Here is a 21,463-nt window from a genome sequence, read left to right on the forward strand (position 1 = left end):
CCGAAGGATCTCACCCCCAACACTACAGCCCGATCACTCCGACCAGTTCCTTCACCGAGTCCGCACTCTTCTGTAGCGCGGCCTGCTCTTCCGCCGTCAGCTTGATCTGGATGATCTGCTCCAGGCCCCCTGCCCCCAGCTTGCACGGCACGCCGACGAACAGTCCTTTGATCCCGTACTCACCCTCGAGGTACGCGGCGCACGGTAGGATCTTCTTCTTGTCCTTGAGGATCGCCTCCACCATCTCGGTGACGGCTGCCGACGGCGCGTAGTACGCCGAGCCGGTCTTCAGATATTTCACGATCTCAGCGCCGCCATCGCGCGTGCGCTGGATCAGGCGGTCGAGCGTGGCTTTCTCTATCAACTCGGTCACGGGGATGCCGGCCACGGTCGAGTACCGCGCCAGCGGCACCATGGTGTCGCCGTGTCCGCCGAGCACGAACGCGGTCACGTTCTCCACCGAGACTTTTAGTTCCTCGGCAATGAACGTCCGGAAGCGCGCCGAGTCGAGCACGCCGGCCATGCCAATCACGCGTTCGCGGTTGAACTTGCTGATCTTGTAGGCGGCCTGCGCCATCGCGTCCAGCGGGTTCGAGACGACGATGAGGATGCAGTTGGGCGAGTTCGCCACCACTTTCCCGACCACATCTTGCATGATCTTGTAGTTGGTGTTGAGCAGGTCGTCGCGGCTCATGCCCGGCTTGCGCGGGATGCCGGCGGTGATGACCACGATGTCGGAGTTCGCGGTGTCCGCATAATCATTGGTCCCGACGATGTGCGAGTCGCGCTCCTCGATGGGCATGGCCTCGAGCAGGTCGAGCGCCTTGCCTTGCGGCACGCCTTCCACGATGTCGATCAGCACCACGTCCGCCAGTTCTTTCGACGCGATCCAGTGCGCGGCCGTCGCGCCCACGTTGCCCGATCCCACGATGGTGACTTTCTTTCGCATGTACGAGTCCTCTCCTGATCACGTGAATAAAGTCTGCAGATAAACCGCTAAGCCCGCTCCGGATGCAGTTGCACGATCTCTTCCGCCGCTGCGTGCGGCCCGATGGTCTCCATGTTACGGATGATGGCGTCGGCGAACTCGCTGGTCTTCACCTTCTTCGCGCCTTCCATCAGGCGTTCGAAATCGTAGGTCACTATCTTCTGCTGGATGGCGCGCTCCATCGCGTGCTCGATCAGCCGCGCCGCTTCCTTCCACTCCAGGAAGTCGAACATCATCACGCCCGAGAGGATGACCGATCCCGGGTTGATCACGTCTTTGTCCGCATATTTCGGCGCCGTGCCGTGCGTGGCCTCGAAGACGGCATGCTGGTCGCCCACGTTCGCTCCCGGCGCGATGCCGAGGCCGCCGACCTGTGCCGCGCACGCGTCCGAGATGTAATCGCCATTCAGGTTCGGCGTCGCCAGCACGGAATACTCCTCCGGCCGGGTGATCACTTGCTGGAAGATGGAGTCGGCGATGCGGTCGTTGACCATCAGCTTCTGCTTCCACGCGCCCTTGCCGTGCGTGGCATAGATGGCGTCGAGCACGGTCTTCACTTCCGCATGGATCTGCTTGCGGAAATCTTCGGGCGCGAATTCGAGGCCAGGCTCGACCAACGCCGCGTTCTGTTCCACCGTGAGCGCGGCGTTGCGGTCTTTGTTATCGACGATCCAGCTCTCGCGCTCGGTGATGACCTTATCGCGAAACTCCTCGGTCGCCAGCTCGTAGGCCCACTCGCGGAACGCACCCTCGGTGAACTTCTGGATATTCCCTTTATGCATGATGGTGACGGACTTGCGGTGGTTCACGAGCGCATACTGGATCGCCATCCGCATCAGCCGCTTCGTCCCCGTGACCGAGATCGGCTTGATGCCCACCCCCGAATCCTCGCGGATGCGTTTCTTCGTACCTTTCAGCATGTCGTCGTTGATGAAGGCGATGATCTTCTTCGCCTCCGGCGTTCCCTGCTTCCACTCGATGCCGGCGTAAACGTCTTCCGTGTTCTCGCGGAAGATGACGATGTTCATCCGCTCCGGATGTTTCACCGGCGAAGGCACGCCCTGGTAGTAGCGCACCGGGCGAATACAGCTATAAAGGTCGAGCGTCTGCCGCAGCGTGACGTTGAGCGAGCGGATGCCGCCGCCCACCGGCGTGGTCAGCGGCCCTTTAATGGCGACGCGCAGCTCGCGGATGGCGTCCACCGTCTCGTCCGGCAGCCACGTCTTGAACTTGGTGAATGCTTTCTCGCCCGCAAACACCTCGTACCACGCCACGCGCCGCTTGCCCCCGTAGGCCCTCTCGACCGCAGCATCGAACACACGCCGTGAGGCTTTCCAGATATCGCGCCCCGTGCCGTCACCCTCGATGAACGGGATGATGGGATTATCCGGGACGTGGAAGCGTCCCTGGCTGTAGCCGATGGCGGCGCCGTCCGCCGGCAGCGGGACACCGTTGTATGAATCCGACATAATGAGTCTCCGAAACCCTCGATTATATCTGTGCAGGGGTCATGCTTGCCCTTTACCGCACCACGCGCTCGTACACCGATCGCACCTGCATCGCCGAATGTGCCAGCTCTTGCTCCAGACCGTTCGCGAACTGCCGTCCTAAGATCCTCGCGGTCAGGCGCTCCGTCACTTCGCGTGCGTGCTCCACCACCGGCAGCGACTTCCGCGCCCGGCCCAGCACCAGCCGCACCACGTGCTCGAGCGTGCGCAGCAGCTCGGCGGAAGCGTCGAGCGTGGCACAATCTGCGTCCGAGAGCAGGCGCCGCTCGGCCAGCCCGTAAAGCCGCTCCCGGATATTCCCCCGCGTTTCGCTCAGCCCGTGTCGCACCAGCAGGTAGCTGGCGATGAAGTCGATGTCGTAGAACCCGCCCGCCGCCACCTTGAAGTTGCCGGCGTTGTCAGATTTCTCCAGCTTGGCGCGCATCGTGCGTACCTCCTCCGCCAACGCCCGATCCGCGGAGAAGCGCTGCAAGCTCCGCTCCACCGCGGCGATCGCCTGCTCCGCCAGCGCTTCGTTGCCCGCCACGAAGCGCAGCTTGGTGTAGGTCAACGCTTCCCACGCGTGCGCTTCGCCGGCAAAGTATTGCGCCAGCGCCTTGGGAGTGCCCACCAGCTCGCCCTCCGCGCCGCGTGGACGCAGCCGCGGATCCACCGCGAATACCGTCCCTTCGCGCGTGTACGAAGCCAGCGCTTCCATGGTTTGCTCGGCCGCGCGTGCGGCCGCCTTCTTGTCGGTGCGGTTGTCATGCAGAAAGAGCAAGTCGGCATCGGAGGCCACGTCGAACTCTTCCGTTCCCAGCCTTCCGAGCGCGACCACGGCGAATCCCGAAGGCGCGCCGGCGATAGCCACCGCCGTGTGCACCGCTTCATCCGCCGCTCGCGTCATCTCCGCCAGCGACTCGTAGACCACGCGCAGTTCCATCACATCCCGCGACGCGGCCGCGAACACGCGATGCCGATAATGCTGGCGCAACAGTGCCAGCCGCTCCGAGTGTGAGAGCCGTGCGTTCGCCAGATAGTCAAATACCGGGTCGGTCGGCATCGCGCGCGGCATGGCTTGCCCCGCGAACAGCGAACCCTCGCTCGCCGGTTCATCGCTCCCCTGTCCTTCCGTCGGACGTTCGTCACTGCGGATCGCCGCCAGCGTTGCGATCTCCTCCGGATGGCGGATCAATATCTCGGTGAGAAAGTCGCTTGCGCCGAACAGGCGCAGCGCCCGTTCCACCGCTTGCGGTTCGTGCAAGACGGCGGCATACCGTTCCGACCCGGTGAAGGCGGAGCTCAGGAAGCGATGCAGATTGCGGCGTGTGTGGCTGGGCAGCTCGCGACGGGCGGCAATCTCATAGAGAGCGGGAGAATCCGCCGCCAATCGCTCCAGCAGTTGCTGGTAAGACTGATCGCCACTCGATTCGATGGTCGCGGCCAGGCGGAAATCCGCCTCGCGGTCGCGGTCTTTCTGCTGCTGCTGGCTGTGGATGATGCGCTGGTAGATCTCCGCCACCGCCGCCATGCGCTGTCCGACCACCTCGCGAAAGCCTTCGGCGGTCGTCTCTTCGCCACTCGTCTTTTCGCCACTCAATGACCGCGCCACTACCCGCAACTCGTCTTGCGATTCCGGTAGCCGATGTACTTGCTGCCCCCGCCGCAGCTGCAAACGATGCTCCAGCTTGCGCAGGAATTCGTACGCGACCGTAAGCTCGTGGAAGTCCTTGCCGCTGAGGTGCTGCTTGTCGTGCAGCTTCTGCAGCGAGAACAGCGTGCCGCCGGAGCGCAGCCAGCGCTCCTTGCCGCCGTAGACGCGCTGCAAGCACTGCACCAGAAACTCGATGTCGCGGATGCCGCCGCGATCCAGCTTCACATCCACACTCGCGCTCTCACGTCCGCTGGCCACCGCCTGCCGGCGCTGGTTCGATATCTTGTCGCGCGTGTTCAGTGCCGTCTCAATGGCCGAGAAGTTCACGTTCTCGGTATACACGTGCGCTTGCACCCCACGGATGAACTCGCGCGCCAGTGCCAAATCTCCCGCCGAATGGCGCACCTTGATCAGCGCCTGCAGCTCCCAATTGTGCGCGCGCTCCGCGTAATAATGCTGCGCGTGCGAGAGCGCCACCGCCGGCTCGCCTTCCCTGCCTTGCGGCCGCAGCCGCAGATCGATGCGGAAGACCTGGCCTTCCGCCGTCACCCTGCCCAGGATCTCCGTTACCTGCTGGGCCAGTCGGATGAAGTATTCGCGGTTCGATATCTCTCGCGCTTCGCCAGCTTCACCATCCCCAAAAAGATAGAGCAGGTCGATGTCTGAGCTGTAGTTCAGCTCATTCCCGCCGAGTTTTCCCAGTGAGAGCACCGCGAAAGGCACCGCGACCGCGCGTCCCTGGCCGTCCAGCCGCTGCGGCGCCCCGTGCCGCTTATGCAGGCCCGCCTCGGCGGAGCGTAATGCCTCTTCGATCAGCACGTCGGAGAGCGCGGATATCTCCGCCGTCACCTCCGCCAGCGTGGCGATGCCCAGCACGTCGCGCAGCACGATGCGCACGTACTCGCGCTTCTTGAAGCGGGCGAGCAGCGGCGATGTGTCGGTCTCGAGCGAGCGCGAGGCAAAACGCGCAAAGTGCTCGCGATAGTCTTCGCGTCCATGCGAGCGGTCCAGGTTCTTCTCCCGGGCCAGCGTGTGCAGCAGGTCGGTGTTCTGGATCAAGGTCTCGCCCAGGAACTGCGAGTGGGCGAAGAGCTCGACCGCGTAGTGCAGTAATACCTGATTGCGCGCGAACAGCCGCAGCGCCGGCTCTTCGGCAGTGCTGCACAGGCGTTCGAGCAGATTCAGAGCGGAATCTGGATCGATGGAATCGGCGAGCAGGTTGGGCAGCGCGTCATAGGCCGCCGCCGGCAGACGCTCGCGGATCCGCTCCAGGTTCTTGCCGGCTACGGACGGATCACGGAACGGGATTTTGGCCGTGCTCGCCACGGCAAGAACCTAACACGGGGCTGAGGCCGGAGCGAGCGTGGTCTACGAAGTTGGTTTACGCGGCTGGCTACTTCTTTGCTTCCGTCGCCTTGGCCATGCGCCGCTTCATCTCTTCCGGCGACACGTCTTCCACGTGCGTTGCCAGGTACCAGAGATGGCCGAACGGATCCACCAGGCCGCCCATACGGTCGCCATAGAACTGGTCGGCCACCGGACGCTTCACCTTCGCTCCCGCCTTGATCGCTTGCTCGAATGCCGCGTCCACATTGGGCACGTACACCAGCAGTTGCACCGGGCTATCCCCCAGCGTTGCGGGGCTCTTATGGCCCATCTCGGGATACTCGTCCGCCAGCATCACCACCGAGTCGCCGATCTTGATCTCCGCGTGTCCCACCTTGTCTTTGTCGTCCATGCGCACGATCACCTCGGCGCCGAACGCGCGCTTGTAGAAGTCGAGCGCCGCCGCCGCGCCCTTGATGATCAGGTACGGCGTCACGCTGTGGTAACCCTCCGGCTGGTATTTCACGGCCATGTTTCTCTCCTTAAGCCAACAACGACCCTCTATCACTGCACCGTCGCCGTGAACCATGCGCGCCGTCCCGATTCGGGACGCGCCTGACCCATTCTGCACCTTTCACGCCGGAACCACGTGTCCGGCGTGTAACTCTTGGAACAGAACATCTATAGCGTCTTCGCTCCTCACTAGGAAAGCAGGAGCAAGGACGGCACTCACAACCAACATGCATAGTACACATCATCCACGACGTGACGGGCTCTTCCGGGCGCTGCTGGTGCCGTGTAGGCATGCCGGTATCTCTCTGCTGTGCAGCCTCGTTCTTATGCACGCAAGACTCGCGCCCCCAATAAATCTACCGGAGGCAGCATGACGATCCGCAAGCGGCTCCTTGTCGGCTCCTTCGCTAGTTCTGCTCTGATCGCGGTTGTGGGGATCTTTGCCATCCTGTACCAACTGGACCTTACGTCGACCGCCGCCGCCCAGGAGGCGCACCGCGTCTCGGCTGGGATCGCTCGCTCGATCATGAACCCGGAGGGGTCCTCCACCTCGATACTGCACGACCCAGTAGAGCTTCAGAAGCGCATCGCCGCGTTCCACCTGTTTCAAAGCCGCGATATAACGGTGGTCGACCTCGACTCCAGGATTCTCGCTGATTCGAACGCGCACGAACTGGGCCAGACCTTTCACTCTGGAGATGTCGGGGATGCGGTGCGGCTGACCCTTCGGGACGGAAAGCCCCGAGATTTCATCGAGGTGCATGCCGAATTTCATCCCGAACCGATAGACCTCGTGGTGGTCCCCATTCGCGGGCAGGACAACGAGATCAAGGGCGCAGTCATCCTCGAGCATTCCCCGGTCTACCAGGAGCTTCGTGCCGCATCGCTGTCCCTCATCTGGATCCTTGGCGCAGTGAGCCTCATTTGCGCGACCCTTTCTGCCGTCTTAGGCCTGGCCATCGCCCGGAGCGTCAGTGATCGCTTGAAGCGGCTGCAAGCGGCAATGACGAGCTTCGCCCGCGGCGAAGAGGTTCCCAACCTCACGACGCGAAACGACGAGATCGGCGACTTGTCGCGCTCCTTCGAGGGAATGGTCCATGAGCGGCAACAGGGAGAAGAGGCGTTGAAGCACTCCACGGAGGCGCTGTCGGATGGCGAGCACCGCTTCCAGCTCATCGCCGCCGCTTCCAGTGACATTTTCTGGGACTGGGACCTCATCACCAACAAGGTCTGGTGGAACGATAACCTTTATCGGGTGCTTGGCTACGCTCCGGACGAGATCGCACCCGATATCAAGTCTTGGACCAGCCGTATCCACCCGGAAGACGCCGAGCGCGTAGAACACGATATCTCCACTGTGATCAAGTCGGCTACTTCCGACTGGTCAGATGAATACCGCTTTCGCCGTGCTGACGGCAGCTACGCCCACATCCTCGACCGCGGCGAAGTGCTGCGCGATCCCTCGGGCAAGGCGGTGCGGATGGTCGGCGTCATGATGGACATCAGCGAGCGCAAACGTTCCCAACTCGAGCTTTCTGAATCGGAGCGCCGCTACCGCCTGCTTTTCGAATCCAGCCCCAGTCCGATGTGGGTCTTTGATCGCGAGACTCTAGGTTTCCTCGCCGTCAACGATGCCGCCGTCGCCCACTACGGCTATTCGCAAGCGGACTTCGAACACATGACCCTGGCCGATATCCGCCCCGCCGCCGACATGCCCCGGCTGCTGGAGAATCTCAAGCACCGTCCCGATGGTTTGCGCGCGACTTCCTCCTGGCAACATCGCAAGCAAGATGGGACCATCATCGACGTCGAAGTCACCGGCCACACGCTCGAGTTCATGGGCCGGCCCGCCGAGCTCGCTCTCCTCGCCGACGTCACCGAAAGACTCAAGGCTGCCCAGGAGTTACTGCACGCCAAGGATGCTGCCGAGGCCGGCAGCCGCGCCAAGAGCGAGTTCCTGGCGAACATGAGCCATGAGATCCGCACGCCCATGAACGGCATCCTCGGCATGACCGAGCTGCTGCTCGACATGAATCTCACCGCCGACCAGTTGGAATGCCTGAACCTGGTGAAAAGCTCGGCGGATTCCCTGCTCGGCATCATCAACGACGTCCTCGACTTCTCCAAGATCGAGGCCGGCAAGCTCGATTTTGAAGCCATCAAGTTCGACCTTCGCGATTCGCTCGACGACACCCTGAAGACCCTGGGTTGGCGAGCCGACCAGAAGGGCCTAGAACTCATCTGCGATATCCCGCTCGACGTCCCGGCCGCCTTCCTCGGCGACCCTACGCGCCTGCGCCAGATCATCGTGAATCTTGTCGGCAACGCCATCAAGTTCACCGACCGCGGCGAGGTGGTGCTGCAGTGCGTCATCGACTCTCAGCACGCGCAGAACATCACTTTGCATTTCAGCGTTTCCGATACCGGCATCGGTATCGGTCCCGAACAGCAGCAGAAGATCTTTGCCGCCTTCGTTCAGGCCGACAATTCGATGACCCGCAAGTACGGCGGCACCGGCCTTGGGCTCACCATCTCCTCCCGCCTGGTCGAGATGATGGGAGGACGCATCTGGGTGGAGAGCGCGGCCGGAAAAGGCAGCACCTTCCATTTCACAGTCCACTTCGGGGTGGTCACTTCGCGCAAGTCGCAGCTTTCCGGCACCGTCGTGGACTTGATCGACATGCGCGTGCTGGTGGTCGACGACAATGCCACCAACCGTCGCGTGTTGCACGACGTCCTCACGCGCTGGCGCATGCTCCCCACCGAGGTCGAGAGCGGACCGGGGGCTCTCGCCGTCCTCGCCCACGCCTGTAATATCAACCGGCCCTTTCCCTTGATCCTGGTCGACGCTCAGATGCCCGAGATGGATGGCTTCACCTTCGTCGAGCGTATCCGGCAGGCGCCCGATTTCGAAGCCAGCACCATCATGATGCTCTCCTCCGCCGGCCTCCGCGGCGATGCCACGCGCTGCCGCGAACTAGGCGTCGCCGCGTACCTTACCAAGCCGGTCACGCAGAAGGATCTGCTGACCGCCATCACTTCGGCCCTGGGCGCGAAGCAGCAGAATGAGGAGTCCGCCGCGCTCATCACCCGCCACACCCTGCGCGAGAACGGACATCCTCTCCGCATCCTGCTCGCCGAGGACAATCACGTCAACCAGAAGGTCGCGCTGCGCATGTTGCAACGCGCCGGCCACACCGCCGTTGTCGTCGAGAATGGCCGCGAAGCCCTTGCCACGCTCGCGGCTCAGACCTTCGACATCGTGCTCATGGATGTCCAGATGCCCGTGATGGACGGTCTGCAGGCGACCGCTGCCGTCCGCCTGCAGGAAAAAACCACGGGCGCGCATCTGCCCATCATCGCCCTCACCGCCTACGCCATGAAGGGCGACCAGGAACGCTGCCTTGCCGCCGGCATGGATCGTTATTTGTCCAAGCCGCTCGCAGCAAAACAGCTTTACGCCGCGATCGAAGGGCTGCTGCCCAACACCAACATCGTGGCTGGGGGCGAAGACGTTCTGTTGCCGGCGGCGCTCATGGGTTCCGCAAACACGGGTTCCGCAAACACGGGTTCCGTAAACACGGGTTCCGTAAACACGGCTCCCGCCATCACGCGCCTCGCCATCATCGATAAGGCCGCTCTGCGCCACAGCGTGGAGGACGATGCCGCCCTGCTGCTCGAACTGGTCGATGTCTTTCGCGGCGAGTATCCGAAGCTGCTCAGCGCCCTGCGCGCTGCCATCGCATCCCATGATCCGCTGGCACTCCGCTATGCCGCCCACGCTCTGAAAGGGTCAGTGTCGAACTTCTATGCCCCGGCAGCGGTAGCAACCGCCCAGCGCCTCGAGCTCATGAGCCAAGACGCGCAGTTGTCCGGCGCCGGTGAAGCCTGTGACGTTCTGGAGAATGACATCTCGGCCCTTTGGCCCCTGCTCGCTACGGTGATGGACAAGGAGTCAGTATGAAACTCACGATCACGATCGCGGACGACGATCGCGTGCTCTCCCAGCTGCTGGCGGCGCGGCTGCGCAGGTTCGGCCTCGAGGTGGTCGTGGCCTTCGACGCGATGCAGTCTTTCATGCTTGCGGTGCGCACCGTCCCGTCCGCCATCCTGCTCGATATCAACATGCCCGCCGGCAGCGGGATCGACGTGCTGAAGAGACTGAAGAGCTCGTCGAAGACCAGCCACATCCCCGTCTTGGTGCTCAGCGGCAGCGTGGATCCGGCCATGAGTGAGACGGTCAAGCAGCTCGGTGCGGAAGAATTCTTCACCAAACCGCCCAACCTTGACCTGCTCGAGGCCACGCTGCGCCGCATGCTCGCGCTCCCTGCGCTCCCTGCCGTCCCTGTCTTGCTCGCTGGCTGACGGCCTACGCCTCCACCAGCGTCTTGAACCCGCCGTAGGCCATCCGCTTGTAGTCGAACGGCGGTGGCTGCTTCATCATCTTCAGGATGCGCGCATCCTTCATCACCTTGGCATTCACGCGATCGCGGTGCGCGCGTGATTTGAACACGACCCACGCGAACACCACCGTTTCGCCGCGCTTCATCCGTACGGTTCGCGGGAACGGCATGCCCATCTTCGGGTTCAGGTCGTCGCCAACGCACTCGCGATACTGGAGCGCGCCGCACTTGCGCCACACCTTCGCCGCCGTCTGCGCCATCCGGCGATAGGCAGCAAGTTTCTTCTTCGGTACCGGCAGAACGTAACCATCAACGTAGGCCATGTCGACCCTCCGCCGACATTCTACCCGCCGTGCCTCGCCGCGATATATTGCGGCCGCACCAGCCCGGCCCGCGTCTCACTTACTCTCAGCGAGGCACACGATGGCGCACAACTTTGGATCCCTCCTCTTCACTCCGGCGGTCAAGGCCTTGCAAGAGCGGCATGGCAGCCGCCGGCAGTACGCGCGCTTCGAGGCGGAAGCGTCGCGCGACCGTCTCGGTCCGGACGAAAAGGCCTTCCTCGCCGCGCGTGACAGCTTTTATATCGCCAGCGTGGGCTCGACCGGATGGCCCCACGTGCAGCACCGCGGCGGCCCGCCCGGATTCATCAAGGTGCTCGACGACAGCACGCTCGCCTTCGCCAACTTCCGCGGCAACAAGCAGTACATCAGCATGGGAAACCTTTCGACCGACGACCGCGTCGCCCTCATCTTCGTCGACTACCCCGCGCAGGCCCGCCTCAAGCTCCTGGGACACGCTGAAGTATTCGACCTTCACGGCCCGAAGGCAAACGCCGCGAAGGCTTTGCTAGCCTGTGTCCGCCATCCCGACTACAAGGCCGAGCCGGAGAGCGTCTTTGTCATCCACGTCGAGGCTTTCGACTGGAACTGTCCGCAGCACATAACGCCGCGCTACACCAAAGACCAGATCCAGGAAGCGGTCGCACCGCTGGAAAAACGTCTTCAGGAACTCGAACAGGAGAACCGGACGCTGCGGCAGAAGCTGGCGGAGCGGTACCCCGCTCACCCGTCAGGCTAAAAAAGCCCGGCCGCCGAGGCGACCGGGCCATCCATGACCGAGGACTGGGTACCGAATACCGAGTACTGCTCCTAGATGTCGTAGTACAGCGCGAACTCGAACGGGTGCGGACGCAACGCCACCGCCTTCACTTCCTTATCGCGCTTGTAATCGATGTACGTGCGGATAAGTTCTTCCGTGAAGACATCGCCCTTGAGCAGGAACTGGTGGTCCTTCTCCAGAGCTTCAAGCGCCGAATCGAGCGAGCCGGGCATCGACGGCACCTTGGCCAATTCTTCCGGACCAAGATCGTAGATGTCCTTATCGAGCGGCTGGCCGGGATCGATCTTGTGCTCGATGCCGTCGAGTCCGGCCATCATCATCGCGGCGAACGCCATGTACGGATTGCAGCTCGGATCCGGAGGCCGGAACTCCACGCGCTTCGCCTTCGGGCTCGCCGAGTACATGGGAATGCGGCACGCCGCCGAACGATTGCGCCGCGAGTAGGCCAGGTTGACCGGAGCTTCGAAGCCCGGGACCAGGCGCTTATACGAGTTGGTGGTGGGCGCGATGATCGCCGCGAGCGCCGGACCGTGTTTGATCAGTCCGCCGATGTACCACAGCGCCATCTGCGAGAGTCCGGCGTAGCCATCGCCAGCGAAGAGCGGCTTACCACCCTTCCACAGCGACTGGTGAGTGTGCATGCCGCTGCCGTTGTCCTGGAAGAGCGGCTTGGGCATGAACGTCACCGTCTTGCCGTATTGGTTGGCCACGTTCCTGACCACGTACTTGTAGATCATCATGTTGTCGGCGGAGCGGACCAGCCGGTTGAACTTCAGGTCGATCTCGGTCTGGCCGCCGGTGGCGACCTCATGATGATGACACTCCACTTCCAGGCCGCAAGCTTGCATGGTCAGCGTCATCTCGCTGCGCAGATCCTGGTAGTGGTCGGTGGGCGGAACGGGGAAATAGCCTTCCTTGAAGCGTGGCCGATATCCCAGGTTGTTCTCTTTGCGTCCCGAATTCCAGCGGCCTTCGTCGGCGTCGATGTGGTAGTAGCCCTCGTTCTCGCGCTGGTCGAAGCGCACGTTATCGAAGATGAAGAACTCAGCTTCCGCGCCGAAGAATGCCGTGTCGGCGAGTCCGGTGGAGGCGAGATACATCTCCGCCTTCTTGGCGATGTAGCGCGGATCGCGGTCGTAACGCTGCTTGGTCACCGGATCGATCACGTCGGCGACCATCACCAGCGTGGAGACCTCGGTAAAAGGATCGAGCATGAACCAGGCTGGATCGGGCATGAGCAGCATGTCACTCTCATGGATCGCAGCCCAGCCGCGGATCGAAGAACCGTCCATGCCGAAGCCCTCTTCAAAGGAGGCCTCGCTGAACTGGTCGATCGGATAAGAAACGTGGTGCCACAGTCCGGGCAGGTCGGTGAAGCGCAGGTCAAGCAGCTTGACCCCGTTGTCCTTCACGAACTGCATGACTGCTTTCGGATCGGACATGAAACTCTCCTTTAAGGTTCGGCTTGGTTAAAAAGCTCTACGCCGGAGAACGCGGCTTGCGTCGCCTTCCCGGGCGCCGATGGATTGTTGGCTGGTAGGCCGCTGCGGCCTCACCACTAAACTAAGGGCTTTCGGCGCGGCTGTGAAATCGAATGTTTTTATCGCAGGGATAAGCCGGATTTATGGTGACGTAACCCGCGTTATTTGTGAGACTTAGACCGTGGGAAACACAGCCACATTGTTCCCGGCAACAGTGACATGGACTTCGATCAGCTAGAGACGTTCCTCGAAGTAGCCCGCCACGCGAGCTTCTCGCGCGCGGCGGAGAAACGTTTTCGCACGCAGCCCGCGGTCAGCGCGCAGATCCGCGCGCTCGAAGAAGAGATCGGGGCGAAGCTCTTCGACCGCTCCGGCGGCAAGGTCGCCCTCACCGGCGCGGGCAAAGCGTTCCAGAAATACGCGGAGGAAACGGTCGAACGGCGCAAGCAGATGCTGACCTCGCTCGCCGAGATGGAGCGCGTGCCCCGCGGCGAGATAGTCGTGGGCGCGAACGAAGCCACCTGTCTGCACATCCTCCCTGAGGTCTTTGCCGAGTTCAAGAAGCAGTACCCCAGCGTGAGCGTGAACATCAACCGCGCCGAGCGCGCAAAGATCCTCGACTACATCATCGATAACACGGTGGACTTCGGCGTGGTCTCCATGCCGGTGGCCGACAACCGCATGACCGTCGTCCCTATCCATCGCGATGAATTGGTCCTGATCGCTCCGGTGCATCATCCGCTGGCGAAGATGAAGTCGGCAAGCCTCGCCGAGGTCGTCAAGTTCCCACTGCTGCTTCCCCGCTTCGGGCGCACCCGCGACGCCATTGAAAGCCTCTTCGCCGAGCGCAAGCTCAAGCCGAATATCTCGATGGAGCTCGACTCCAGCGAGCTGCTCAAGCGCTTCGTCGCGGTCGACGTCGGCGTGGGATTCATCGCCAAGTCGAACGTCGCCGAGGACGTGCGCGCCAAGGTGCTGGCCGCCATCCCGCTCGCCGACGCGCACATCAAGCGCGACCTCGCGCTCGTCTTCCGCAAAGACAAGGCGCTCTCGCGCGCCGCGCTCGCCTTCATCGAGATCGCGGTCAAGCTCAAGCCGGCTCAGGCGCTGGGGCTCTGATCCACGCTCACTCGCTCTTGCTCTGTCCTCTGCACCGCTTCTAGTGCAACGCGAGATTGCCGACGACGCGCGCAACCCACTGTGTTAGATTTTTTGATTCACCCATTTTTTGTTCACCCAAAGCCTGCGACTTTTCTGGAGGAACCCGAGTTGGGCAAAGACATGGTCCCAAGACGCATCTTTCTGACGAAGGGTGTGGGAAAACATAAAGAACGCCTCACCAGTTTCGAGTTGGCGCTGCGCGATGCCGGCATCGCTTCGCAGAATCTTGTGCGCGTGTCGTCCATCTTCCCGCCGAACTGCAAACTCATCACCCGCACCCAGGGCCTGAAGTACCTGAGCCACGGTGAAGTCGTCTTCGCCGTCGTCGCGGAGAACTCTACGCGCGAGCCGCATCGCTTGCTGGCTTCTTCGATCGGACTCGCGATACCGGCCGACCGCACCACCTACGGATACCTGAGCGAGCACCACTCCTTCGGCGAGACCGACGACATCGCCGGTGACTACGCCGAAGAACTCGCCGCCGAGATGCTCGCCACTACCCTCGACGTGGAGTTCGACCCCGATTCTTCCTGGGACGAGAAGAAGCAGATCTACCGCATCTCCAACAAGATCGTCCGCACCATGAACAACACGCAGTCGGCGGTTGGCTCGAAGCGCGGACTGTGGACCACGGTCATCGCCGCCGCGATATTGATCTTCGACTAGGCGCGTTTCCAGCCATGAAAAGGGCCGCCTCTCGGCGGCCTTCTTGTTGTGCTTGCGAGATTCTCTACTTCTTCTTCAGGCGTTCCAGCACTGCTGCCACGATGATGGGCAGGCCGACGGTGGCATCTACGAACACTTCGCCGAACCTACCGCCCTCGGCCGGCGGGACGAACTTACCCCACGAAATGGCTTCCGAATACGGCGAGCCCGACAATCCACCCCAGTACACCGGCTCCGGACAGATGCGCAGCCCGTAGTGGTAGCGCTTGAGCGGCACGTCCTCCCCGGCGCGGCGATGGCGCAGCTCGGTGTATGGACCGAACTGCTGCGCCCAGTTCCGCGGCACGCCACCTCCGATGGTGAAGATGCCGATGCGTTTCTGCTTGAGCATGGTCTCGGAGAACATGTCGAGGTCCTCGAAGGGATCGAAGCGGAACTTCGGCTTGCCATCGCGCACGCGGATGCGATTGCTCAGCGCGACGTCGAGACCTAATTCCGAATCGGTGAAGGCGGGAACGAACACGGGGACATTCTTCTCGTACGCCGAGCGCAGGATCCCGCGCCCTTCCACGTGCTGCTCCAAGTATTTCCCGATGGCGCGATTCAGCTTGTACGAGCACAGGATCTCTTTCGGATCCCATGCCTCGAGCACCTCGAAGACGATGGCTTCGATGTCATCGAGATTGCGCTCGGGCTCGAGCGTGTCGTAGACGCGGTTGTATCCCGCCTCGTAAAGCTGCACGTCGTCCATCGAAGGGTCGTAGCGGTAGTGATGGCGTCCGGACGCTTCGACCAGGCCGTGCGCCATCAACGCGCCGGTAGAGACGATGGCGTTGACGATGCCATGGTCGATCAGATCCGTGATGATCAGGCCCATCTTCGCCACCGTCATGGCGCCTGCCAGCGTCATGACGACGAAACAATCCTTGTCGCGCGCCATGGCTTCGAGCACCTCTGCGGCTTCGCCCAGTTGGCGCCCGGTGAAGGCGGTGTCGGCCATCTGCCGGACGAGGTCGTCCACCGTCTTCACCCGCGAAAGGTCCAGCGGATACACCGGCTGCAAGTGGTCTGCGATGGGATCGTGCAGCTTGCGCTCGATCCCGGCGCCCTCGCCCGGAGGCGGCATGCGTTTCTTCCCTATTGGCGCCTTGGTTGCCTTGCCTTGCCCGTGCTTTTGCTTCAAACCATCACCTCGAACGCGAGTGAGAGCAACCTGAAAAACTACAGCCTTCGAGTGGAGCCGTCAATCCACCTGGAATGACGATCAAGTCGGAGTCGTTTGTTATCCTATCGGGACGATGGCGAAGAACAAGAAACCGGGGTACGCGAAGAAGGCCAACGCGAAAGCCGGCCACGCGAAGCCGGGGGGCGCGAAGCCGGGGTACGCGAAGCATGACACCGCGAAACCTGGTGACGCAAAAGAAGAAAGGTTCAACGTCGGCCTAGTGCAGATGTCCTCAGGTCCTGACCCTGAGGCGAACGTCGCCAAGGCCGTCGCACGCGTGAAGGATGCCGCTCGCCAGGGCGCGCACATCGTCTGCCTGCCCGAGCTCTTCCGCACGCAGTACTTCTGCCAGCGCGAGGACGCCGCTCTCTTCGACCTCGCCGAGCCTGTCCCTGGCCCCACCACCCAGGCGCTGGCGCAGGCGGCGAAAGATAACAAGGTGGTGGTGATCGCATCGGTCTTCGAGAAGCGCGCGCGCGGCATTTACCACAACACCGCCGCCGTCATCGACGCCGACGGCTCGATCAAGGGGATCTATCGCAAGATGCATATCCCCGACGATCCGCTCTACTACGAAAAGTTCTACTTCACGCCCGGCGATCTGGGCTTCAAGGCCTTCGACACTGCCGCCGGCCGCATCGGGACGCTCGTCTGCTGGGACCAGTGGTATCCCGAGGGTGCGCGCCTGACTGCGCTCCAAGGCGCGCATGTCATCTTCTATCCCACCGCCATCGGATGGCATCCGGCAGAGAAGGCGCAGTTCGGCAAGGCGCAACACGATGCATGGCGGACGATCCAGCGCGCGCACGCCATCGCCAACGGAGTCTATGTGGCGGTGGTAAACCGCGTCGGCTTCGAGACCGGAGACATCCGCGGCAACCGCGCCGAAGGCAAGGGCCTGGAATTCTGGGGAGGCTCGTTCCTGTGCGACCCGTTCGGGACCGTGCTTGCCGAAGCCAGCCACGATAGAGAAGAGATCCTCATCGCCGAGGTCGACCTCGCGCGTCTCGAAGACGTCCGCCGCAACTGGCCTTTCCTGCGCGACCGCCGCATCGATTCCTATTCCTCCATCACGCAGCGGTTCATCGACTGATGGCTTCCGCCAATACCTTGCGCATGCCGGCGGAGTGGGAGCCGCACGCCGCCACCTGGATCGCGTGGCCGCACAAAGAGAGCGACTGGCCGGGCAAACTCGCGTGCATTCCCTGGATCTACGCGGAGATCGTCCGCTGGATCGCTAAGGGCGAGCGCTGCGAGATCCTGGTGCGCGACGTGAAACAGGAGCGCACCGCCCGCGATGTCCTCATCCGCAGCAACGTACCGCTCAGTAACGTGCGCTTCCATCGTTGCCCCACCGACCGCGTCTGGACACGCGATTCCGGACCGATCTTCGTTATGCGCGAATACGCCAAGCGAGAAAACGCCAAGCGTGGCGGCGAGCTCGTCGCGACCCATTGGAAGTTCAATGCCTGGGCCAAGTATCCCGACTGGAAAAAAGATCAGCACCTCCCCGAGTTCGTGGCGAACCGGCTCGGCGCACCGCGGCTGCTCGTCGAGCACGAGGCGCGTCACGTCGTGCTCGAGGGAGGCTCCATCGACGTGAACGGTCGCGGCACACTGCTCACCACGGAAGAATGCCTGCTCAGCCGCAAGCAAGCGCGCAACCCGCGGCTCTCACGGCGCGACCTGGAGTGGGTGTTTGCGACCTACCTCGGTGCAACCAACGTGATCTGGCTCAAGCGCGGCATCGTCGGCGACGATACCCACGGACACGTCGACGACACCGCGCGCTTCGTCGCGCCGCGCACCGTTGTCGCCGCCGTCGAGTACAACAAGAAAGACGCGAACTACAGCGCCCTGCAGCAGAATCTGCGCGACCTGAAGCGGGCTACCGACCAGGACGGAAAGCGGCTTGAGGTGGTGGAGCTGCCCATGCCGCGGCCCATCGTGATGGAGGGCCAGCGGTTGCCGGCCAGCTACGCCAACTTTTACATCGCCAACGCCGCCGTGCTGGCGCCCATCTTCGGCGATCCCAACGACCGCATCGCGCTCGACTCGCTCACTCACCTCTTTCCCACCCGTGCGATCGTCCCTGTCTATTCGCGCGATTTCATATGGGGGCTGGGCGCGATGCACTGCATGACGCAGCAACAGCCCGCCTAACAAGAAAACCGCCCGGAACGTTCTCCCGGGCGGTTGGTGGTTACGGCCGTAGAATGGCCGGGGCAGTAACTCTGCATCGAGAGGCCGGCGGCGACTCAGCATGGAGAGCCACGCGCAACAAGACATCCTTTACATGGAAGAGGCGCTCCGCGAGGCGGCCAAGGCCCAGGCTGCGGGCGACGTTCCGGTAGGTGCCGTGGTAGTCCGCGCCGGAGAGATCGTCGGACGCGGCCATAACCGAAACCTGCTGGATAACGACCCGGTGGCGCACGCCGAGATCGTAGCGCTGCGTGCCGCTGGGGCGGCCATCGGCAATCATCGCCTGCTCGACTGCGAGCTCTACGTCACCATCGAACCGTGCGCGATGTGCGCCGGCGCCATGACGCACGCTCGTATCCGGCGGCTCATCTATGGAGCCGACGATCCCAAGGCGGGCGCCGTCCACTCCGTCATGAACGTGCTCAATGCGCCGGAGCTGAACCACAAGATGGAAGTCGCGTGGGGAGTGCTTAGCGGACGGTGCGCCGAGATCATGCAGACCTTCTTCCGCGAGCGGCGCAGGAAGGCTGACGCCGAGTCACTGAAGCAAGAATAAGGGTTTGCTAAAATAAGGCCAGGCGCCACGCTCGTGGCGCCCTTGATCTGTCGCGACCTGCTTCGAGCCGACCACTCTCGCTGCGGGCTTCCGGACGCGGAGAGGTGCGTGAGTGGTTGAAACGAGCCGCCTCGAAAGCGGCCATACCTGAAAGGGTATCGGGGGTTCGAATCCCTCCCTCTCCGCCATTATTCCCGCAATAAGGACCTTTTATTCGGATCCCGACGGGATAGCCGCCGAGCAGCGCTTGCCCGCGTCGCGCAGCGCTTCGAAGTCCGCCTCGCCCCGGATCTGCTCCAGCAACGGGTCCTTCTCTAGCGCCTCCGTGGCGCAGTAATTCTGCGCGACGGAGCTGCGCAGCAGCTGCGTCGCCAGTTCTTTCTGGCCGCAGTAGGCGAGCACCGTCGCCTGGTAATACTTCAGCTCGGGATCGCGCAGGCCCAGCAACACGGGAGCCGCGGCTTGCGCCAGCTGCTGCGCCTCGCCACCTTGCTTACCGTCCAGGCAAGCTCGCAGCATGTCCCCGAACCACACGGTGTTGCGGGCGACTTTGGTGGACGCCTCGCGCGCCTCATCGTTCTTCCCTTGCCGTAACAGCACGGTGGGCAGCACGTTCGTTACCCACTCCGAGCCAAAGTCGAGATGCAGATACTCCATCGCCCGATTCGCGTCACCTTGCTCAAGAAATGCGAACGCGCATGACCGGAAGACGTAGTTGCCCGGATCGAGGCCCATCGCTGCGTCACATTCCTTGGCGGCGGAATTCAGCAGCCCGGCGTAGCGCAGCACGTACGCGAGCGTGAAGTGCGCCTCCGCGCTTTTGGGACGCTGTTTCACCAGCTCCTGCGCCTTCTGGTAGGCCTTTGCCAGCTCGCCCTGCTCCACCCAATTGCGCGTGAGGTGCGCCGAGGCGGGAACCAGATTCGGGTCGAGCGACAACGCGCGTTCATGCGCGGCGTTCGACTTCTGGAAGGTCTCCCGTCCGCCGCCGGCGTACGAGGCGTCGTAATAGTAGCGGCGGCCGAGCGCATCCCACGCGGGCGCGTAGCTGGGGTCGAGTCCCACCGCGCGCTCCAGGTTCGAGATCGCTTCCTTGTTCGGCGCTGCGTCGTGTGGGATCGATACGCTGCGCAGGAACAAGTCATACGCATCCGCATTCCGCGGACGTGTCGCGCTCTCCACCGAGCTCACGCCCAGCGCCGGCAGCAGCTCGCGGCGCACCAGCGTGGCCAGCTTCTCCTGCAGCGGCGTCAGGTCTTTCGCCGGCGCAGTGACCTCGCCTTTCCACAGCAGGCGATTGCTCTCCACGTCGATCGCTTCCACGGTGACGCGCGTCTCGTCTCCCGAGCGCAGGAAATGTCCGGCAAGCACCGTCCCGACGCGCAGCTCCTTACCCGCTTGCTGCGGGTCTTTATCCGCATACCTTTCCGAGGACGCGACCGGACGCACCTCGAGCGACGGCGAGTAGGTCAGCGTGCTGGCGACTTCGTCGGCCAGTGCGAGCCGCAGAAAGTCTATGCTGGCGTCGTGCGTCGCATTCTGGAATGGCAGCACCGCCACCGTGTTCAGTCCCGCATGCACCGTGCCGCCGCCGCGGGTGCGCTTGTTCCATAGTGCGATGATCACCACCACCGCGAGCAACAGTGCCACCGCCATGGCTGCCTGCAGATAACGGCTGCGGCGGCTGCCGGAACGGAATGCCCCGGTCGAGCCTGCATTCAGCCGCGACGGAAGCTTGCCGCCGGTGGCCAGCAGTTCCAGCTCGCGCTGCACCACCTCAAGGTCCTGCCGCAGCTCATTGGCGGACTGATAGCGCTTGTTGCGGTCTTTCTCCAGCGCTTTGCCGATGATGGTTTCGAGATGCGGTGGCACGCGCGGATTGACCTGGCGCGGCGCCGGCGGCTTTTTGTGCAGGATAGCGTGCAGCGTGAGGACCACGTTCTTTCCGCGGAACGGACGCTGCCCGGTCGCCATCTCGTAGAGCACGATGCCGAAGGAAAACAAATCGCTGCGCGGATCGAGCTCGTCGCCCTTCACCTGCTCGGGCGACATGTAGAACGCCGTGCCCGGCATCTGGTCGGCGGTCGAAAGTGTCTCGTCGGCATGCGGCAGGCCCACCGCGGTGTCGTCATCGGGAGCCGCTGCCGCGGGTGGCGGCTCCATGACTTTGGCCAGGCCAAAGTCGAGCACCTTGGGGCCACGCGGCGTCAGGTAGATGTTCGCCGGCTTGATGTCGCGATGGATGATGCCCTGCTCGTGCGCAGCCTCGAGCGCATCCGCAACCTTTACCGCGATGTCGACGAGCTCGCGCGCGTCCATCTGCTTGCCCCCGATGTGTTTCGACAACGGCTCGCCCTCGAGGTACTCCATCACCAGGACAGGCTTGCCTTCGTCCTCTTCGATCTCGTAGATGCCACAGATGTTGGGATGGTTGAGGAGCGCGGCAGCGCGCGCTTCGCGCTCGAAGCGCTCGAGCGCCTTCGGATCCTTGTAGAGGTCTTCGGAAAGGAACTTCAACGCGACCATGCGCTTGAGGTTGACGTCTTCGGCTTTGTAGACGACGCCCATCCCGCCGCCGCCGAGCTTTTCGAGGATGCGGTAATGCGAGATGGTGCGGCCGACCAAAGCGAAGGCACCTCCGCGCGCCCGAAGGGAGAGGGCGATGGTAACGGTCGGTGT

16 protein-coding genes and 1 tRNA gene are annotated in these 21,463 nt (G+C 63.0%); 9 read left to right on the forward strand and 8 right to left on the reverse strand.

Annotation, left to right across the window (positions count from 1 at the left end):
- Positions 1-22: 22 nt before the first annotated feature.
- The 4 genes from mdh to M3P27_08725 all read right to left on the reverse strand — a co-directional run bounded on the left by mdh (position 23) and on the right by M3P27_08725 (position 5,987).
- A complete protein-coding gene (gene mdh / locus M3P27_08710; GenBank protein MDP9268388.1) occupies positions 23-949 on the reverse strand; it encodes a malate dehydrogenase in 927 nt (308 codons plus the stop codon).
- A gap of 47 nt (positions 950-996) precedes the next feature.
- Positions 997-2,457, reverse strand: a complete 1,461-nt coding sequence (locus M3P27_08715; protein ID MDP9268389.1) for an NADP-dependent isocitrate dehydrogenase — start codon at positions 2,455-2,457, stop codon at positions 997-999.
- A 52-nt stretch (positions 2,458-2,509) separates the two neighbouring features.
- A complete protein-coding gene (locus M3P27_08720) occupies positions 2,510-5,455 on the reverse strand; it encodes a hypothetical protein (protein ID MDP9268390.1) in 2,946 nt (981 codons plus the stop codon).
- A gap of 67 nt (positions 5,456-5,522) precedes the next feature.
- Entirely contained in the window at positions 5,523-5,987 is a 465-nt protein-coding gene (locus M3P27_08725; protein MDP9268391.1) for a VOC family protein, read from the reverse strand.
- A 351-nt stretch (positions 5,988-6,338) separates the two neighbouring features.
- On the opposite strand from M3P27_08725, the gene M3P27_08730 reads away from it, so the two are divergent.
- Both M3P27_08730 and M3P27_08735 read left to right on the forward strand, forming a co-directional pair.
- Positions 6,339-9,932 carry a response regulator gene (locus tag M3P27_08730; protein ID MDP9268392.1) on the forward strand — a complete coding sequence of 1,198 codons (3,594 nt, stop codon included), beginning with the start codon at positions 6,339-6,341 and terminating at the stop codon, positions 9,930-9,932.
- Positions 9,929-10,333: a response regulator gene (locus M3P27_08735; GenBank protein ID MDP9268393.1), complete on the forward strand. Its 405-nt coding sequence runs from the start codon at positions 9,929-9,931 to the stop codon at positions 10,331-10,333. The genes M3P27_08730 and M3P27_08735 overlap by 4 nt, the downstream gene beginning before the upstream one ends.
- A 4-nt stretch (positions 10,334-10,337) precedes the next feature.
- On the opposite strand, the gene M3P27_08740 is transcribed toward M3P27_08735, so the two are convergent.
- Positions 10,338-10,694: a DUF1428 domain-containing protein gene (locus M3P27_08740; protein MDP9268394.1), complete on the reverse strand. Its 357-nt coding sequence runs from the start codon at positions 10,692-10,694 to the stop codon at positions 10,338-10,340.
- Between the two features lie 100 nt (positions 10,695-10,794).
- Here M3P27_08740 and M3P27_08745 point away from each other — a divergent pair, with 100 nt between their 5' ends.
- Positions 10,795-11,451: a pyridoxamine 5'-phosphate oxidase family protein gene (locus tag M3P27_08745; protein MDP9268395.1), complete on the forward strand. Its 657-nt coding sequence runs from the start codon at positions 10,795-10,797 to the stop codon at positions 11,449-11,451.
- A gap of 71 nt (positions 11,452-11,522) precedes the next feature.
- On the opposite strand, the gene glnA is transcribed toward M3P27_08745, so the two are convergent.
- Positions 11,523-12,935 carry a type I glutamate--ammonia ligase gene (gene glnA, locus M3P27_08750; protein ID MDP9268396.1) on the reverse strand — a complete coding sequence of 471 codons (1,413 nt, stop codon included), beginning with the start codon at positions 12,933-12,935 and terminating at the stop codon, positions 11,523-11,525.
- A 258-nt stretch (positions 12,936-13,193) separates the two neighbouring features.
- Here glnA and M3P27_08755 point away from each other — a divergent pair, with 258 nt between their 5' ends.
- Both M3P27_08755 and M3P27_08760 read left to right on the forward strand, forming a co-directional pair.
- A complete protein-coding gene (locus M3P27_08755) occupies positions 13,194-14,093 on the forward strand; it encodes a LysR family transcriptional regulator (GenBank protein ID MDP9268397.1) in 900 nt (299 codons plus the stop codon).
- Between the two features lie 162 nt (positions 14,094-14,255).
- On the forward strand, positions 14,256-14,801 hold the full coding sequence (locus tag M3P27_08760; protein MDP9268398.1) for an arginine decarboxylase, pyruvoyl-dependent: 546 nt from the start codon (positions 14,256-14,258) through the stop codon (positions 14,799-14,801).
- A 64-nt stretch (positions 14,802-14,865) separates the two neighbouring features.
- Here M3P27_08760 and M3P27_08765 read toward each other — a convergent pair whose 3' ends face one another.
- The gene (locus M3P27_08765; GenBank protein MDP9268399.1) at positions 14,866-15,927 is read right to left on the reverse strand and encodes a deoxyhypusine synthase family protein; all 1,062 of its coding nucleotides are present in this window, start codon (positions 15,925-15,927) and stop codon (positions 14,866-14,868) included.
- A gap of 325 nt (positions 15,928-16,252) precedes the next feature.
- Here M3P27_08765 and M3P27_08770 point away from each other — a divergent pair, with 325 nt between their 5' ends.
- From M3P27_08770 to M3P27_08785, 4 genes are all read left to right on the forward strand, one after another.
- Positions 16,253-17,119 carry a carbon-nitrogen hydrolase gene (locus tag M3P27_08770; protein MDP9268400.1) on the forward strand — a complete coding sequence of 289 codons (867 nt, stop codon included), beginning with the start codon at positions 16,253-16,255 and terminating at the stop codon, positions 17,117-17,119.
- Positions 17,119-18,189 carry an agmatine deiminase family protein gene (locus M3P27_08775; GenBank protein MDP9268401.1) on the forward strand — a complete coding sequence of 357 codons (1,071 nt, stop codon included), beginning with the start codon at positions 17,119-17,121 and terminating at the stop codon, positions 18,187-18,189. Before M3P27_08770 ends, M3P27_08775 begins: the two co-directional genes overlap by 1 nt.
- 100 nt (positions 18,190-18,289) lie before the next feature.
- The gene (tadA, locus tag M3P27_08780) at positions 18,290-18,784 is read left to right on the forward strand and encodes a tRNA adenosine(34) deaminase TadA (GenBank protein ID MDP9268402.1); all 495 of its coding nucleotides are present in this window, start codon (positions 18,290-18,292) and stop codon (positions 18,782-18,784) included.
- A 98-nt stretch (positions 18,785-18,882) separates the two neighbouring features.
- Positions 18,883-18,972: transfer RNA gene (locus tag M3P27_08785), tRNA-Ser, on the forward strand.
- Positions 18,973-18,994: 22 nt separating this feature from the next.
- Here M3P27_08785 and M3P27_08790 read toward each other — a convergent pair.
- Positions 18,995-21,409: a tetratricopeptide repeat-containing serine/threonine-protein kinase gene (locus M3P27_08790; protein ID MDP9268403.1), complete on the reverse strand. Its 2,415-nt coding sequence runs from the start codon at positions 21,407-21,409 to the stop codon at positions 18,995-18,997.
- Positions 21,410-21,463 lie beyond the last annotated feature (54 nt).

The sequence above is a fragment of the Acidobacteriota bacterium genome (genome assembly GCA_030774055.1).
In the GTDB taxonomy this organism is placed as follows: domain Bacteria; phylum Acidobacteriota; class Terriglobia; order Terriglobales; family Acidobacteriaceae; genus JACPNR01.

Bases quoted from the DNA above. Each gene is read 5' to 3' on its own strand.
- M3P27_08770 (MDP9268400.1), top strand. From the start codon at position 16,253: ATGTCCTCAGGTCCTGACCCTGAGGCGAACGTCGCCAAGGCCGTCGCA.
- mdh (MDP9268388.1), bottom strand. From the start codon at position 949: ATGCGAAAGAAAGTCACCATCGTGGGATCGGGCAACGTGGGCGCGACG.
- glnA (MDP9268396.1), bottom strand. From the start codon at position 12,935: ATGTCCGATCCGAAAGCAGTCATGCAGTTCGTGAAGGACAACGGGGTC.
- M3P27_08760 (MDP9268398.1), top strand. From the start codon at position 14,256: ATGGTCCCAAGACGCATCTTTCTGACGAAGGGTGTGGGAAAACATAAA.
- M3P27_08755 (MDP9268397.1), top strand. From the start codon at position 13,194: ATGGACTTCGATCAGCTAGAGACGTTCCTCGAAGTAGCCCGCCACGCG.
- M3P27_08730 (MDP9268392.1), top strand. From the start codon at position 6,339: ATGACGATCCGCAAGCGGCTCCTTGTCGGCTCCTTCGCTAGTTCTGCT.
- M3P27_08735 (MDP9268393.1), top strand. From the start codon at position 9,929: ATGAAACTCACGATCACGATCGCGGACGACGATCGCGTGCTCTCCCAG.
- M3P27_08745 (MDP9268395.1), top strand. From the start codon at position 10,795: ATGGCGCACAACTTTGGATCCCTCCTCTTCACTCCGGCGGTCAAGGCC.
- M3P27_08775 (MDP9268401.1), top strand. From the start codon at position 17,119: ATGGCTTCCGCCAATACCTTGCGCATGCCGGCGGAGTGGGAGCCGCAC.
- M3P27_08765 (MDP9268399.1), bottom strand. From the start codon at position 15,927: ATGCCGCCTCCGGGCGAGGGCGCCGGGATCGAGCGCAAGCTGCACGAT.
- M3P27_08740 (MDP9268394.1), bottom strand. From the start codon at position 10,694: ATGGCCTACGTTGATGGTTACGTTCTGCCGGTACCGAAGAAGAAACTT.
- tadA (MDP9268402.1), top strand. From the start codon at position 18,290: ATGGAGAGCCACGCGCAACAAGACATCCTTTACATGGAAGAGGCGCTC.
- M3P27_08725 (MDP9268391.1), bottom strand. From the start codon at position 5,987: ATGGCCGTGAAATACCAGCCGGAGGGTTACCACAGCGTGACGCCGTAC.
- M3P27_08715 (MDP9268389.1), bottom strand. From the start codon at position 2,457: ATGTCGGATTCATACAACGGTGTCCCGCTGCCGGCGGACGGCGCCGCC.